The organism is Lentzea californiensis (assembly GCF_024648825.1).
Classification (GTDB): Bacteria; Actinomycetota; Actinomycetes; order Mycobacteriales; family Pseudonocardiaceae; genus Lentzea; species Lentzea californiensis.
Genome location: NZ_JANBBE010000017.1, coordinates 134,794 through 150,010, shown reverse-complemented (window position 1 = coordinate 150,010; position 15,217 = coordinate 134,794). Strand labels below are relative to the sequence as shown.

Annotated in this window: 17 protein-coding genes and 1 pseudogene; 12 read left to right on the top strand and 6 right to left on the bottom strand. The window is 70.4% G+C overall.

Translation table 11 applies throughout. The features are described from left to right. Window positions 1-240 (bottom strand): annotated as a pseudogene (locus LX88_RS39740) (IS982 family transposase); the annotation flags it as partial. A 61-nt stretch (window positions 241-301) separates the two neighbouring features. Then, window positions 302-769: a LuxR C-terminal-related transcriptional regulator gene (locus LX88_RS39735; RefSeq protein WP_258952908.1), complete on the bottom strand. Its 468-nt coding sequence runs from the start codon at window positions 767-769 to the stop codon at window positions 302-304. On the opposite strand from LX88_RS39735, the gene LX88_RS44715 reads away from it, so the two are divergent. Further along, window positions 692-991, top strand: a complete 300-nt coding sequence (locus LX88_RS44715) for a heme-binding protein (protein ID WP_372511520.1) — start codon at window positions 692-694, stop codon at window positions 989-991. The genes LX88_RS39735 and LX88_RS44715 overlap by 78 nt on opposite strands. 25 nt (window positions 992-1,016) lie before the next feature. Here the strand turns inward: LX88_RS44715 and LX88_RS39725 are convergent, their stop codons facing one another. Next, window positions 1,017-1,403, bottom strand: a complete 387-nt coding sequence (locus LX88_RS39725) for a hypothetical protein (RefSeq protein ID WP_258952906.1) — start codon at window positions 1,401-1,403, stop codon at window positions 1,017-1,019. 96 nt (window positions 1,404-1,499) lie between these two features. Here LX88_RS39725 and LX88_RS39720 point away from each other — a divergent pair, with 96 nt between their 5' ends. Then, on the top strand, window positions 1,500-2,324 hold the full coding sequence (locus LX88_RS39720) for a class II glutamine amidotransferase (protein ID WP_258952905.1): 825 nt from the start codon (window positions 1,500-1,502) through the stop codon (window positions 2,322-2,324). 75 nt (window positions 2,325-2,399) lie between these two features. Then, complete coding sequence (locus LX88_RS39715; protein WP_258952904.1) at window positions 2,400-2,978, top strand: DUF4360 domain-containing protein; 579 nt, start codon at window positions 2,400-2,402, stop codon at window positions 2,976-2,978. Window positions 2,979-2,991: 13 nt separating this feature from the next. Here LX88_RS39715 and LX88_RS39710 read toward each other — a convergent pair whose 3' ends face one another. Continuing rightward, entirely contained in the window at window positions 2,992-3,753 is a 762-nt protein-coding gene (locus LX88_RS39710) for a hypothetical protein (protein ID WP_258952903.1), read from the bottom strand. Between the two features lie 66 nt (window positions 3,754-3,819). Here LX88_RS39710 and LX88_RS39705 point away from each other — a divergent pair, with 66 nt between their 5' ends. Further along, the gene (locus LX88_RS39705) at window positions 3,820-4,254 is read left to right on the top strand and encodes a cupin domain-containing protein (protein WP_258952902.1); all 435 of its coding nucleotides are present in this window, start codon (window positions 3,820-3,822) and stop codon (window positions 4,252-4,254) included. A gap of 254 nt (window positions 4,255-4,508) precedes the next feature. Here LX88_RS39705 and LX88_RS39700 read toward each other — a convergent pair whose 3' ends face one another. Further along, on the bottom strand, window positions 4,509-6,233 hold the full coding sequence (locus tag LX88_RS39700) for an L-aspartate oxidase (protein WP_258952901.1): 1,725 nt from the start codon (window positions 6,231-6,233) through the stop codon (window positions 4,509-4,511). 111 nt (window positions 6,234-6,344) lie between these two features. Between LX88_RS39700 and LX88_RS39695 the strand changes: the two genes are divergently transcribed. Beyond that, window positions 6,345-6,953 carry a phosphoribosylanthranilate isomerase gene (locus LX88_RS39695; RefSeq protein WP_258952900.1) on the top strand — a complete coding sequence of 203 codons (609 nt, stop codon included), beginning with the start codon at window positions 6,345-6,347 and terminating at the stop codon, window positions 6,951-6,953. On the opposite strand, the gene LX88_RS39690 is transcribed toward LX88_RS39695, so the two are convergent. After that, window positions 6,938-7,300: a DUF4406 domain-containing protein gene (locus LX88_RS39690; RefSeq protein WP_258952899.1), complete on the bottom strand. Its 363-nt coding sequence runs from the start codon at window positions 7,298-7,300 to the stop codon at window positions 6,938-6,940. The two genes, LX88_RS39695 and LX88_RS39690, sit on opposite strands and share 16 nt — an antisense overlap. A gap of 49 nt (window positions 7,301-7,349) precedes the next feature. On the opposite strand from LX88_RS39690, the gene LX88_RS39685 reads away from it, so the two are divergent. From LX88_RS39685 to LX88_RS39655, 7 genes are all read left to right on the top strand, one after another. Beyond that, a complete protein-coding gene (locus LX88_RS39685; RefSeq protein WP_258952898.1) occupies window positions 7,350-8,090 on the top strand; it encodes a DeoR/GlpR family DNA-binding transcription regulator in 741 nt (246 codons plus the stop codon). 81 nt (window positions 8,091-8,171) lie between these two features. Next, window positions 8,172-9,485 (top strand): cytochrome P450, encoded by a 1,314-nt coding sequence (locus LX88_RS39680; RefSeq protein ID WP_258952897.1) that lies wholly within the window; start codon window positions 8,172-8,174, stop codon window positions 9,483-9,485. 85 nt (window positions 9,486-9,570) lie between these two features. Then, the gene (locus LX88_RS39675) at window positions 9,571-10,620 is read left to right on the top strand and encodes an alpha/beta hydrolase (protein ID WP_258952896.1); all 1,050 of its coding nucleotides are present in this window, start codon (window positions 9,571-9,573) and stop codon (window positions 10,618-10,620) included. Window positions 10,621-10,765: 145 nt separating this feature from the next. After that, window positions 10,766-12,499 (top strand): S8 family peptidase, encoded by a 1,734-nt coding sequence (locus LX88_RS39670; protein WP_258952895.1) that lies wholly within the window; start codon window positions 10,766-10,768, stop codon window positions 12,497-12,499. Between the two features lie 68 nt (window positions 12,500-12,567). Beyond that, window positions 12,568-13,209 carry a hypothetical protein gene (locus tag LX88_RS39665; protein ID WP_258952894.1) on the top strand — a complete coding sequence of 214 codons (642 nt, stop codon included), beginning with the start codon at window positions 12,568-12,570 and terminating at the stop codon, window positions 13,207-13,209. 16 nt (window positions 13,210-13,225) lie between these two features. Beyond that, window positions 13,226-14,128: a LysR family transcriptional regulator gene (locus LX88_RS39660; protein WP_258952893.1), complete on the top strand. Its 903-nt coding sequence runs from the start codon at window positions 13,226-13,228 to the stop codon at window positions 14,126-14,128. Between the two features lie 69 nt (window positions 14,129-14,197). Continuing rightward, a complete protein-coding gene (locus tag LX88_RS39655) occupies window positions 14,198-15,193 on the top strand; it encodes a YeiH family protein (RefSeq protein ID WP_258952892.1) in 996 nt (331 codons plus the stop codon). The last annotated feature ends 24 nt before the right edge of the window (window positions 15,194-15,217 follow it).

Genomic DNA, 15,217 nt, shown 5'->3' with positions numbered 1-15,217 from the left:
CTGCTGAGGCAGGTACCGAAACAGGTGCCCCAGATGAGCGTGGGCGTAGCGCAGCCAGCGGGCTTCGGAGGTGTGGCCCAGCAGTGCCTGCATCACCGCGAGGGTGACCAGTTCGGCATCGGTCAGGCTGGGCACGATGCCGACCTTCGGCCGCCACGGCGCTAATCGAGGTTGCGCCCTGAGCAAGTCGTCGGTTCTGACGTAAAGTGCGGTCGCGAGGGTGTCAATGTCGGTCGTCACAACCCGTACATCGACACCCTCGCTTCGCGTCTCTAGACGCCTACCCCTTGGACTTACTCATCTAGAGCCGGATCAGCTTGCGTTCGACGGCGGTCGTCACGGCCGCCGTGCGGGTCTCCACGCCGAGCTTCATGAAGATCCGCACCAGGTGGGTCTTCACGGTGGACTGGCTGATGAACAGCTCCTTCCCGATCTCCTTGTTCGCGAGGCCGCGGGCGAGGCATTCGAGGATCTGGATCTCGCGCTTGCTGACCTTCGGCGCGGGGTCCCGGACCTGGCCCAGCAGGCGTTGCGCGATGTCCGGGGAGAGCACGGTCTGGCCCGTCGAGGCCGTGCGCACGGCCTCGGCCAGGTCTTCGGGGTCGCAGTCCTTGAGCAGGTACCCGATCGCACCTGCTTCGACGGCGCGCACGATGTCGGCGTCCGAGTCGTACGTCGTCAGGATCACGACGTGCGGACCGTTCTCCATCGCGCGGATGCGTCTGGTGGCCTCCACGCCGTCGATCCCCTTGCCCAGCTGCAGATCCATCAGCACGACATCCACAGCGGACGCCTTGGTCAGGGACTCCTCGCCGGCCGAGTCATGGGCCAGGGCGCGACGCTGCGGGACATCCCCGGCACGTTGTTCCTGGGCGGCGGCGTGCCGGTGGCGGTCGACGGCACGTCCGTCGCGGGCATCGGCGTCGGCGGCGCGCCCAGCGGTGACCTGGACGAGAAGTACGCGAAGGCCGGTCTCGCGACCCTGAAGTGAGCTCTCGGGAACCGATCGGCGCCCGTCAGCGGCGCCGGTCGGGCGCACCCCAGCCGGGAGGAGCGATCCGCTCGGTCGCCTCGGGGTCGATGGCGTGCCGGGCCACGTGCCGGCCGGGCTGGGGCTTCCTGCCCATCAGCATGAGCGCGACGGCCACGATCAGGCCGATGGTGGCGAGACCGGCGGCGACGGCGCGGGCGGCCGGGTGCTCGAGGACCAGGGTGCTGATCGTCAGGGCGAGCACGAGCGCGGCGATCGGGCCGATGACGGCGAGGTCGGAGCGGTCCTCGGGCTCCGGGGCGGGCTCTGCCGGGACCGGCACCTGCGCGACGGGCGCGTACACCTCGATCGTCTCGAAGTTCCCGCGCGGCTGTTCGTAGGGCGGGGGCCGTAAGCCGGGAGGGACCGTCACCCCCGCCATGCTGCCCGAGGGGGCGCGTCGCCGCAAACCTCCCATTCCCCTCTGCTACGTGTTCCCATGTAGCGCTGGGTGTTCAGGAGGTTCGACATGTGCAGGTGGCTCGCGTATTCCGGTTCGCCGGTCCTGCTGGAGGAGTTGCTCTACGCGCCGGAGAACTCGCTCGTCATGCAGTCGAAGCACGCCCGGCTGGGCGCGACGGCGGTGAACGGCGACGGGTTCGGCATCGGCTGGTACGGCAGCACGAGCACGCCCGGTCTCTTCCTGAGCACCGAACCGGCGTGGAACGACCGCAACCTGCGGGAACTGTCCGCGCAGATCACCGTCGACCGGGTGTTCGCGCACGTGCGGGCCTCCACCGGCGGGGCCGTGCAGCGGTCGAACTGCCACCCGTTCCGGCACGGGAGCTGGCTGTGGATGCACAACGGGCTGATCGCGAAGTTCCCGCTGGTGCGGCGCGAGCTGATGCTGGCGATCGACCCCGTGCTGTTCCCGCTGGTCGAGGGGTCCACGGACTCGGAGATCATGTTCTACCTCGCCGTCAGCTTCGGGCTGGAGCAGGACCCGCCGGCCGGGGTGGCGCGCATGGTCGAGTTCGTCGAGGACGTCGGGCGGCGGGCGGGCGTGGAGTACCCGGTCCAGATGACGGTCGCGGTCACGGACGGCTCGACGACCTGGGCGTTCCGGTACTCGAGCCGCGGCAAGTCGCGGTCGTTGTTCCACAGCACCGACGTGTCGACGCTGCGCCGCCAGTACCCGGACAACCCGGCACTGCACGACCTCACCGACGACTCACGGCTGATCGTGTCCGAACCGCTGGGCGATCTGGTCGGGGCGTGGCAGGAGGTGCCGGAGTCGACGTGCGTGGTGGTCAGGACCGGTGTCGAGGAGGAACTGCTGCCCTTCAAGCCGTGAATCGTCAGGGAACCGTCAGGCGCATCGCCGCTACCGTCTGAGGCCGCCGCCACGACTCCTCTGGAGAGGTTCCCCATGCTCACCACGGCAGCGGCCACACTCATCGCCCTGTCCGCTCTGGCACCGGCCGGGCAGCCGGCGCCGTTCCTCGAGGTCGTCACCGTCAACGGTTCGGGCTGCCCAGCCGGTGACGCCGACGTCCAGACGGACGACAGAGCGTTCACGATCGGCTACCACACGTTCCTGGCCCGGGCCGGCGGCGGCTCGTCCCCGCTCGACCAGCGCAAGAACTGCCAGGTCAACCTGCGGGTGAACGCGCCGGAGGGCTTCACCTACGGCCTGGCGCGGACCACCTACGAGGGCTACGCGCACCTGCAGGACGGCGCCACCGGGCTGAGCCGGGTCAGCACCTACCTGCAGGGCACCTCGCCCACCGCGACGGTGACCCGGCTGTTCACCGGGCCGTTCAGCGGCGACTGGGAGACCCGCTACCGCCTGGACGCGACCGAGATCCAGTGGGTGCCGTGCGGCGAGAAGCGCAACATCAACATCAACGCCGAGGTCCGCGTCACGCTCGGTGCCGCGGACCCCGACCGGCTCAGCTTCGTGAACGTGGAGTCGAGCCGGGGCGTCGTGCGGACCAGGCGCTGCTGAGCACGAGCCTGGGTCAGCGCGTCGAGTCGCGGTACAGCACCACCCAGATCTCGCCGGGCCGTTCGGTCGCGCCGGGGAACCACCTCGGCGCGATGGCCTCGGCGAGGTCGTCCGCGCGCTCCAGCAGCGTGCTGACCGCCGGTTCGCCGACGACGACCACGGCGGAGAAGTCGACGTGGGCAAGCAGGAAGTCCCGCGTGACGCCGAACCGCTGCTCCAGCACCGTCATCAGCTCGTGCGCGCTGTCCGGTCCGGCGTCGATCTCGCTGACGTCCGGCACCTCGGCCTCGATCTCCGGCGCGGGCTCTTCCTCGTGCTGCTCGGACCAGACGTGCTTGCTGAGCGAGTGGATGCTCGACGTGAGGTCGTTCGACTGGTCCTCGGTGAGGATCAGCGTGACCGCACGCCCGTCGGTGAGCGTGAAGGTCAGTTCGGCCTCCGGTAGTCCGCCCGATCCCGGCATCGCCGCGACGGACCCGGCCACCTCGCCGGTCAGCACGTGGTCCGCGTGCGTCTCGGCTCCCGCGCGGAACGACGGCAGGTTCGCGGCCATGTCGACGACGAGCCGCGCGGCGGTGAAGAACGCCTCCTTGTCGCGGAACTCCTTGCGACTGCTGGTGAGCGTGCGTCCGATGCCGGCGGGCTCTGCGTACGCCTCGACCGTGCCGGTCCCGTCCCAGCGGGCGCGGACGGTGATGCCGTTGGCCAAGCGTTTGCGGTAGGTCTCCTCGCGGCCGTGGCGGAACAGCTCCCAGCCCGCGATCTCCTCGGACAACGGTCTTCCTCTCGGCGGGAGTCCCGACGCTGTCACAGATCGGCGGGCTGTGTGGTCTTTTCTGACATGAGCCACGACCACACCCACCACCTCGACAATCCCGACAAGAGCGGCCCTCCGCCGAAGATCGACGTCATCGGCACCGTGCCGGGCGCGCCGCGGATCCCGGACGGCGCCGAGGCCATGACGATCCTCGTGACGCTGCCTCCGTCCAGCCCCGGCGCGCCGCCGCACCGGCATTCCGGGCCCGCGTACGGCTACGTCGTCAAGGGCGCCATCACGTTCGAACTGGAAGGCGAGCCGGAGCGGGTCGTCCGCGCGGGCGGGACCTTCTGGGAGCCGGGTGGCGACGTCATCCACTACCAGGACGGCAACCACCTGACGGACGAGGAATCCGCCTTCGTCGTCACGATGTTCTGCGCGCCCGGCCAGCCGATGCTGACCGTCGTGGAGCCCGGCGAACTGGAGGCGCGCAAGCACCTCAGGGCGCCCCGGCCGTGAAGACGTCGCTGAACGCGTTGGCGCGCGACCACGTCGGCATCGCCCGTGCGATTTCGAGCGGGCGCAGTGCCGCGACCGTCCACGGCGGACACGAGGCGGCGTTGCGGGGGAGGCGTCGCCCGGCGACCTGCTGACGATGCCGGAGCGCCGGCACCGGGTGGAGGCGCTGGAGGACAGCGCCTTCCTGTTCACCACGGCGTTGCGGCTGCCGTGACGAGCACGAGGGGCGGGGATGGTGCCCCGCCCCTCGGTGGTCACTCGACCAGCTTGCCGGCCGTGTCGACCTCGCGCATCAGTGACGCGATCTCCTCCGGCACCGGGGGGATCTCCTCCCGGACGACCTGGCCGGGGCCCGTCCAGACGAGGTTCACCTGCTGTGCGGGGTCGAGGTCCGGGTGGTCGGACCGGTTGTGGCAGCCGCGGGTCTCGCGGCGTTCGAGGGCGCACTCCAGGGTGGCGCGGGCGGAGAGCGCCGAAGCCAGCAGGTCGAAGGCGTGGGCGAGGTCCTGGAACCCGGCGATGTCGGGGTGCACGCCGACGTCGCGGATGCGGTTCTCCAGTTCGTCCAGCTCGGCGAGTCCCTTGCGCAGACCGGCTTCGTCGCGCACGACGCCCGCGTGCTCGGTCATGGTGTTGCGCAGCGCGCGTTGCAGGGCGCGGACGTTCTCCTGGCCGTCGGCGGCGAGCAGGTCGTCCACTTCGGACCGCGCCTCGGCGAGCGCGACGTGCGAACGTCGTTGCGCGTCCAGGGAAGCCGAGTGCTCGGCCGCCGCCTCGCCGACGATCCGGCCGTAGACCAGCAGCTCGATGAGCGAGTTGCCGCCGAGCCGGTTCGCGCCGTGCAGGCCGCTGGACGCCTCGCCGATCGCGTACAGGCCCTCCACGCCCGTCGAGTGGTCTTCGGGCGACACCCACACGCCGCCCATCGAGTAGTGCGCGGTCGGCGCGATCTCGATGGCCTCCTGCGTGATGTCCTTCATCTGCAGTTCGAGCAGCGTCTGGTAGACCCTGGGCAGCCGTTGCATGATCTGCTCGCGCGGCAGGTGCGACACGTCCAGCCACACGCCGCCGTTCGGGGTGCCGCGGCCCTCCTTGATCTCCGTGTACGCGGCGAGCGCCACCCTGTCGCGTGTGGACAGTTCCATCCGCTGCGGGTCGTAGCGGGTCATGAACCGCTCGCCGGACGCGTTGGTCAGGATTCCGCCCTCACCGCGGGCCGCCTCCGAGACCAGGGTGCCCGCCGCGTTCTCCGGTTCGATCAGGCCGGACGGGTGGAACTGCACGAGCTCGGGGTCGCGGATCCGCCCGCCCGCGAGCACGGCCAGGCGGTACGAGTCGCCGGTGTTCTCGTCGCGGCGGCTCGACGTGCGGCGCCAGATCCGGGTGTGCCCGCCGGCCGCGAGGATCACGGCGTCCGCGTGGAAGACGTACCGCTTGCCGTTGCCGAGGTCGAACCCGTACGCGCCGAACACCACGTTGTCCCGCACCAGGATCCGCGTGATGTAGCAGGTGTCGTGGATCGGGATGCCGAGCTGGGTGGCCCGGTTCACGAGCGTGCGCTGGATCTCCAGCCCGGTGTAGTCGCCGGCGAACGACGTGCGGCGGAACGTGTGCGCGCCGAAGAACCGCTGCGAGATGCGCCCGTCTGCCTCCCGTGCGAACGGCATGCCATAGCGTTCGAGGTCCTCGATGCCGCGCGACGCCTGTTCGGTCACGACCCGCACGATCTCCGGGTTGGCGAGCAGGTAGCTCTCCTTGATGGTGTCCGCCGCGTGCTGCTGCCACGTGTCGGACGGGTCCATCGTGGCCAGCGCGGCGTTGATGCCGCCGGCCGCGAGCGCGGTGTGCGCGTCCGCCTTGGGGCGCTTGCCGACGACCAGGACGTCGACGCCTCTCTCCGCGAGTTCGATGGCGGCGCGCAGTCCCGCGCCACCGCTGCCGATCACCAAAACCGATGTGGCTAGCTGATGTTCAGTCATCACGGCCTCCGTTGCCCGTCTCTTCCATTAAGTAGGACCGGGCAGCGCATCGGCTTGTGACTGTTAGCTGCGCGACAGTGCGTTCGTGGCCACATCAGTAGGATCGGTGGTGTGTTCGTGAAGCTGTGCGGTCTGCGCACCGAGTCCGATGTCACCGTCGCGGTCGAGACGGGGGCCGACGCCGTCGGGTTCGTGCTCACGACCAGCCCGCGCCAGATCGACGTCGACCTGGCGGCGCGGCTCGTCGCCGAGGTGCCGGCCGACGTCCTCACCGTCGCCGTGGTGCGCGGGATCCCGGCCGCCGAGGCGGGCGAGATGGCGTTGAAGACGGGCGTGCGCGCGTTGCAGCTGCACGGCGACTACCCGAAGGAAGCCTTCGACGAACTGGCCGAGTTGCCGTTCGGACTGGTGAGGGCCACGGCGCTCGGGCCGGAGACCGACGTGCGCACCGGGGCGTTCGGCGAGGAACTGCTGCTGATCGACTCCCCTGTCGCCGGTTCGGGCGAGCAGTGGGACATCACGCGGCTCGCCGAGAACCCGCCCACCGGCACGTGGGTGCTGGCGGGCGGGCTGTCGCCGGAGACGGTCGCCGGGGCGATCGGTGTCGCGCGGCCGTGGGGCGTGGACGTGTCCAGCGGCATCGAGTCGAGCCGCGGCGTCAAGGACCACGGCCGGATGCGGGAGTTCGTTCTGGCCGCTCGTGGTCAGGCGGCGCGGTAGCCCGGGACGTCCTCGACCCGGTGGTAGACCGGCAGTCCGCGCTCTTGCGCGATCCGCACGTCCTCGTCCGCGCCGGTCGACTCGCCGGGTAGCCGCAGCACCGCCTCGCAGTGCCGCAGCAGGCGTTCCGCGGTCGGATACATGATCTCCGACGCGATCGGGTCGGTCGGTGAACTGCCGCCGGCACCGCGCAGCACGGGCAGCGCCACCCACTCGCCGATCATCGGCACGTGCCCGCTGCGGAACAGCGGCCACGCAGCCTCCTCCAGCCGTTCGAGGTTGCGCGCCATCAACTCGGGGTCGTCCCCGGTGCCGGAGCGGTAGGGCCCGGCGATCAGAATCAGCATGCGACCGACCATAATGTGCAACACTCGGCAAAAACAAGGAGAAACGTGCATGCTGGCCGCCCAACGCCGTGATCTGCTGCTCGAACGGCTGCGCACCGACGGCCGGATCGTCGCCAAGGACCTCGCCGCCGAAGTCGGCATCTCCGAGGACACCATCCGCCGTGACCTGCGCGATCTCGCGGCGGCGGGCCTCTGCCAACGCGTCTACGGCGGCGCACTGCCCGTATCCCCCGCTATCGCCGACTACGCCACGCGTCAGGGCGTGCAGGTCGATGGCAAGCAACGGGTCGCACGGGCAGCGGCAGCGTTGATCGAACCGGGCAGCACCGTGATCCTCGACGGCGGCACGACCACCCTTGCCGTCGTGCGCGCGCTACCGTTCGATCTGCACGCCACGGTCGTCACGCACAGCCCGACGATCGCGAGCGCGTTGGAGGAGCACCGGGACGTGGAGGTCTACGTCATCGGCGGGCGGCTCTTCAAGCACTCGATGGTCGCGTGCGGCGCCGCTGCCGTGGAGGCCGCACAGGGCGTGCACGCAGACCTCTTCTTCCTCGGCGTCACGGGCGTGCACCCCGAAACAGGCCTCACGACCGGTGACGCGGACGAGGCCGCGATGAAACGCGCGCTCGCCCACCAGGCGGCGGACACCTACGTGCTGGCCAGCTCGGAGAAGATCGGCACGGCGTCGAGGTTCTCCGTGCTGCCGTTCGCCGAGATCGCCGGCGTGATCACGGACGCGGACAACGAGACCGTGCGCGCGCTGGAGGTGCCCGTCATCCGGGCTTGACGTCAGTCCCAAGTGGACTTCCCGTTCGGCCGGACGGGCGGGACCTTGACGCGCGGCGGCGCACTGGGCACGCTGCGAACCGTGACGAGCCTGGCTGAGGAGCACGTCAAACCGGCGGTGCGCTGGAGCATCGGCCACGCGCTGCCCCGCGCCGTCCTGCGCCTGGCCGCCCGCCGCGGCGACCTGCAGGGCCGCATCACCGTCGAGGCCTCCACCGGTGCCGATCTGACGGGCCTGTTCGACGAGATCCGCGCCCAAGGCCCGCTCGCCGCCACGAAGATCGGCCACACCACCACACGGCACGAGGTCGTCAAGGCGGTCCTGTCCGACGACGCGTTCGTGACGGCCCGCCCGCGTTTCGGGGCCGGCCTCCTCGGCAAGCTCGCCGCGTGGTCCGCCACCGACGTCGTGCACCCGGTCCAGCCGCCGTCGCTGCTGGCCGTCGAACCCCCGGCGCACACCCGCTACCGCAAGCTCGTCACCCGCGTCTTCACCGCCCGCGCCGTCGAACAGCTGCGCGTCCGTACCCAGCACATCGCCGACGACCTGCTCGACGGCCTCGACCCCACCAGCCCGGTCGACCTGATCGAGACCTACTGCGGCCTGCTGCCGGTCACGGTGATCAGCGAGATCCTCGGCGTGCCACCACAGGAACGCGCGACCGTCCTGGCCCTCGGCGCGGCCGCCGCGCCCAGCCTCGACCTCGGCTTGTCGTGGCGCGTGTTCCGCGACGTGGAGACGACGCTCAGCTCGTTCGACGCCTGGCTCTCCGGTCACCTCGACGCCCTGCGCACCAACCCCGGCGACAACCTGCTGAGCCGCCTCATCACCGCCCGCGAGGACGGCGAGGGCCTGTCCGAACGCGAGCTGAAGGCCACCGCGGGTCTCGTGCTGGCCGCCGGTTTCGAGACCACCGTCAACCTCCTCGGCAACGGCATCTCGTTGCTCACCGAGCACCCCGAACAACTGGAAGTCCTCCGCGCGCAACCTTCGTCGTGGGCCAACGCCGTGGACGAGGTGCTGCGCCACGACCCGCCGGTCCTGCTGACCGGCCGCGTGTGCGCCCGCGACACGACGGTCGCCGGCATCCCCGTACGCCGCGGCCAGCTCGTCACGACCGTGCTCGCCGGGGCCAACCGCGACCCGTCCGTGTTCGAGAACCCGTCGGCGTTCGACGTCAGCCGTGCCAACGCGCGCGACCACGTGTCGTTCGGCGCGGGCCGCCACTACTGCCTCGGCGCCCAGCTCGCGCGCATGGAGGGCGAGGTCGGGCTGCGCACGATCTTCGACCGCTTCCCGGACCTGGCACCCCTTCCCGGTGCGCGCCGTCGCCCGACCCGCGTCCTGCGCGGCTTCGAACGCCTGCCCACCCGCCTCACCACGATCGGCCGGTGAGCACGGACTCGGTGGGTGGCGACCGGCCGGCAATGGCCGGTCCCTGGCCTGGTCCTCCGACCTGGCCGGACAGCATGATCGAGGCATGTCAGTCCGATTGCGCATGATCGCCGCCGTCACCACCGTGATGTCGTTGTCCAGTCCCGCCGCCCAGGCCGGCGAGACGCCGCCGCGGTTCACCGACGGGTTCGGCCTCACCGTCACGAGCCAGCCCCGCTGGGTGGACGAGAACCGCCGCACGTTCGTCTTCAGCGTGTCCACGGACCAGGTGCCGTCGCCCACCCTCCTGCAGGGTCAGGAACCCGGCAGGCACGCCGTCGTCGTCACGCTGCCGGACGACTACGACGAGACGACCAGGAGCTACCCGGTCCAGTACTACCTGCACGGCCACCCCGACCGCCCGGACGCCGCCTGGAACCAGCGGGTCGTGGAGAGGGCGACGGCCGGCACGGACCTGATCACCGTGCAGCCCAACGGCAGTGGCCGCGGCTGGTACTCGAACTGGGTCAACCCCGGTGCCGCGGGACCTCAGAACTGGGAGACCTTCCACCTGGAGCAGGTGATCCCGTTCGTGGACGCCAACCTGCGCACGAAGGCGACCAGGGCGGATCGCGCGATCGTCGGCCATTCCATGGGCGGCTTCGGGGCGTTGCACTACGCCGAGCACCGGCCCGACCTGTTCGGCTACGCCGGCAGCTTCTCCGGTGGCCTCGACCTGCGGAACTCCGAGTTGCGCGCCGCGATCACGGCCACGATGGTCAACCCGGCGAGCGGCACGCCGACCGTGAACGCCGACGCGGTCTTCGGGCCGCCGGTCTGGCCGTTCGACGGCGTCTGGAACGCGCAGAGCCCGGCGCACCACGTCGCGTCGCTGAGAGGGATGGGTGTCGCGCTGTACACGGGTGACGGCGGCGACCTGACGGTCAACCCGATCCAGGCCGTGCTGGAGAACCGGGCGCGCGAGACGGCGCTGGTGACGGCCGCGCACCTGCGGGCCGCGAACATCCCCTTCCACTTCTCGGACTACGGCGACGGCAGCGGGTGGGCGCCGGGCTGCACGGGCAAGCACGCCGACGAAGCGTGCGTGCAGGCCGACATGAACCACTTCGTCGGATTGTTCACGCGACACGCCTGACGTGCGACGTTCGTAGTGAGCCGAACGGGGCATCTTGGAAACGCCGCGTCCCGAAAGCCGTCCAGCCTCCTCTAAGGACTCTGACGGGCCCCTGCACCCGCGCGAAGTGCGCGGGCATAGCCCGCTGAGAAAGCTGGAGGAATCCGTGTTCCTGGGTTCACGATCTCGCCTGCGCGCCGCGGTCATCGCCGCGGCCGTGGGCGCCGGTGTGCTGGTGGCGGCCACCCCCGCCGCCGCCGCACCTGCCGCAGGTACGCGTGCCTACCTGGTCATCACGGCGCCCGGTGCCACTTCCGGCGCCGAGACGGCTGTGAGCACCAACGGTGGCACTGTGTGGACGAAGTACGACGCCATCGGCGTCATCGTCGCGCACTCCGCTGCCACTGACTTCGCCACCAAGATGCGCACCGTCAGCGGTGTGCAGAAGGTCGGTGCCACGCGCACCAGCGACATCCCGGCCGCGGCGGCGAATCCGCCGATTCCCGCCGCACAGCCGCAAAGCACTCCTGCGGCGGGCGAGCCGTTGCGCGCGGACATGGCCCAGATCGGTGCCGATAAGGCGTGGGCGCTCAACACGGGGTCGTCCAGCGTCACGGTCGGTGTGCTCGACACGGGAGTCGACGACCTGCATGCCGACCTCAAGCCGAACTTCGACGCGGCCAACTCCGCTTCCTGCGCCTACGGCAAGCTCGACACCCGTACCGGTTCATGGCGTGCCAACACCGCCACCAACCCCGTCAGCTCCCACGGCACGCACGTGGCCGGCACGATCGCGGCGGCCAAGAACAACCTCGGCATGGTCGGTGTCGCTCCCGGCGTGAAGATCGCCTCGGTGCGCGTCTCCGAGGGGGCGAACGACTTCTTCTTCCCGGAGAACACCATCTGCGCCATGGTCTTCTCCGGTGACCGCGGCTTCGAGGTGACCAACAACAGCTACTACACCGACCCGTGGCTGTTCAACTGCCCGGACAACGCCGACCAGGACGCGATCCTGGAGGGCGTGAAGCGCGCGGTGGCCTATGCCGAGGGCAAGGGCGTGCTCAACGTCGCGGCGGCGGGCAACTCGAACTACAACCTCGCGAACAAGACCAGCGACTCGACCAGCCCCAACGACTCCACCGCCGTTCAGCGCGCCATCACCAACGCGTGCCTGAGCGTGCCGACCGAGGTCTCCGGCGTCGTCAGCGTCTCGTCGATCACCTCGGCCAACGTCAAGTCGTCGTTCTCCAACTACGGCACCGACAAGATCCACATCACGGCGCCCGGCAGCGACGTCTACTCGACCCTGCCCGGCGGCAAGTACGGCAGCCTGTCCGGCACGTCGATGGCCTCCCCGCACGTCGCGGGCGTCGCCGCACTGCTCAAGTCGGCCAACCCCACCGCCACCCCTGCCCAGCTGCACACGCTGCTGGCGACCCAGGCGGACGACCTGGCCTGCTCCGACAGCCGTTGCGCGGGCACCACGGCGAAGAACAACTTCTTCGGTGAGGGCCGCGTCGACGCGCTGGCGGCGGTCGGCGGCACCCCGCCCGGCGGCAAGGAGTTCGAGAACGCCGCCGACGTGGCCATCCCGGACAACGGCGCGGCTGTGACCAGCCCCATCACGGTCTCCGGCGTCACGGGCAACGCCCCGGCCACGCTGAAGGTCGACGTCAACATCGTGCACACCTACCGAGGTGACCTGGTCGTCGACCTGGTCGCCCCGGACGGCACGGCGTACCGGCTCAAGAGCTCCAACAGTGATTCCGCCGACAACCTCGTCGCGACCTACACCGTCAACGCCTCCGGCGAGGTCGCGAACGGCACCTGGAAGCTGCAGGTCAAGGACGTCGCGGCGCAGGACGTCGGTCACATCGACTCCTGGAAGCTGACCTTCTAAGAAGGCATTCGGAGGAACCTCGGCGGCCACGGCTAACTAACGTCCCTGCCTGCAGCGATAGCAGTGACGTGGAACCCGATCTGTGGTCGTCGGCCGCCGAGGCCCTCGACGAGCACGAACACGCCCTCGTGATGGCCCGGCTGGCAGGCACGATCGTCGGCCCTGGCCAGACCGAGCGCTTGGCCAGGGGCGAGCGCGACGTCGTGTTCCTGCTGCCCGACCGGCTGGTGCTGGTGCGGCCGGAGCCGTTCTGGTCGGGTTCGTACGACCGCAAGCAGATCGTGCGCATCATGCTCGCCGCCGGGCACGTCCAGTTCGACGTGACCGGCGGCGACAGCCTCGAGTTCTGGATCGACGCCGACCTCTCCCCCGCCGAGCCGTTCGTCGAGCAGGCCCAGAACTGGCTGGCTCCGCGCAAGAGCTCGGCCAGCGGCGCGGTCATCGGGTTCGGTCTCGCGATCATCATCGCGTTCCTGTTCGTCCTCGGGCCGGTGGACCTGATGCCGTCGGACGGCCGGCTCACCGTCAAGTCCAGCTGCGGCGACTTCCTCCGCGCGGGCGTCGACGAACAGGTCGAGCTGCTCAGGCGGCTCTTCGGGCAGGTCGGCACCCCTGCGGAGGCGGACAAGCCGATGACGCTCGACGCCTCCCGGCGGCACTGCGGTGAGCACAACGGCGCGACGCTGGATTCGCTCGTCACCGGAAAATGAGCCCTACAGTGCGAGGGTGTTCGACACTCGCCAGCTAGAGGTCTTCGCGACGGTAGCGAGGACCGGCTCGTTCAGCGCCGCCGCGCGGCTGCTGCACTGCTCCCAGCCGGCCGTCAGCCAGCAGATGCGCGCGCTGGAGCGGCAGGTCGGCGGGCCGCTGTTCGTGCGGACGGGCCGAGGGCTGCACCTCACCGAGGCCGGCCGGATCCTGGCGGAACGCGGGTCGGACCTGCTGGACCGGCTGGCGACGACGCACCAGCAGGTCAGCGCGATAGCCACGCACGACATCGGCACGATCCGGATCTGCGCGTTCCCGAGCGCCAACGTGTCGCTCGTGCCCGCGGCGGCGGCGATCCTGGCCGAGGAACGGCCCGCGCTGCGGCTCGAGCTGGTCGAGGAGGAGCCGCCGGACTCGTTCGCGCTGCTGCGGCGCGGTGAGGTCGACCTGGTGCTGAGCTTCAGCTACCTCGACGAACCGCAGGACGAGGCCACCGTGAACGGCATGCTGAGCGTGCCGTTGCTGCGGGAGCCGCTGGCGTTGCTCGTGCCCGCCGGTCACCGGCTCGCCGGCCGTGGGCGTGTGTCGCTGACCGAGGCGGCGGAGGAACGCTGGATCGCCGGTTGTGTGCGGTGCCAGCGCGCGCTGCACCAGGCGTGCGGGGCGGCCGGGTTCGTCCCGGACATCACCTGCTCGACCGATGACAACCTGGCCATCCAGAGTCTCGTCACCGCTGGTCTGGGCGTCGCGCTGGTGCCCAGGCTGCTGCTGTCGTTCCTGCAGCACCCCGGTCTGACCGCGGTCGAGGTGGAGTCGGCGGCGCAACGGCTCACGTCGCTCTACACCTGGCCGGACCTCATCCGGCTGCCGATCATGCGTGCGACCGTGGACGCGTTGATCTCCGCGTCGGCCAAGGCATAAGCGCGTCTTATAGGCCTCCAAGAAATGGTCATCTACTGCGCATAGCCCGTGCTGGTCATCGTTATCAGCATGGGCATCGCCAGGACGACCCCGCGCACGGCCGACTCGGTGCTGCCCGGCCTCGCGCTGGTCGCGGCCGGTGTCGCGGTCGCGATGGTCGTGTCCTGGCTCTACCCCTCGGTCAGCGCGCTCACCGTCGCCGTGCTGCTCGGCGCCGTCGTGGCCAACGTCGTGACGCTGCCGCCGTCGGTCACGCCGGGGATGAAGCTCGCCGCACGTCGTCTGCTGCGCCTGGGCGTCGTGCTGCTCGGGTTGAAGCTGGTCTTCCAGGACGTGCTGAAGCTCGGTCACGAGATCCTGCTGCTCGCGGTGGTCGCCGTGGTCGTCACGTTCGTCGTGACGCGCTGGCTCGGGCGCGTGCTCGGGGTCAGTGAGGGCCTGTCGTTGCTCATCGCGACCGGGTTCTCGATCTGCGGCGCCTCCGCGGTGGCCGCGATGAACAGCGTCCGCCGGCAGGACGAGGAGGACGTGGCCAAGGCGCTCGGCCTGGTCACGCTCTTCGGCACCGTCGCGATGTTCGCGCTGCCCGCGCTGTTCGGGCTGACGGGCCTCACGCCCGCGCAGTACGGGGTGTGGGCGGGCGGCAGCGTGCACGAGGTCGCGCAGGTCGTGGCCGCCGCCGGACCCGTCACCGGCGCCCTGGCCATCGCCGTCGCGGTGAAGCTGACGCGGGTCGTGCTGCTCGCGCCGATGCTCGCCGCCGTGAGCTTCGCCGAGCGCCTCAAGTACCCGGCGTCCGGGCAGCGTCCGCCGATCGTTCCGTTGTTCGTGCTCGGTTTCCTGGCCATGGCGGCGGTGCGGGCGACCGGCCTGCTGCCCGACGTCGTGCTGTCGGTGGCGACGTTCGTCGACAACGTGCTGCTGGCGGCGGGCATGTTCGCGCTCGGCACGGCGGTGCGCCTGCGTTCCCTGATCCGTTCCGGCCCGGCGGTGCTGCTGCTGGGCCTGCTCTCGACCACGGTGATCGTCGTCCTCGTGCTGACCGGCACGGTGTTGATCGGCTGATCTCCGCTTTCCTCAGAGGAGGAC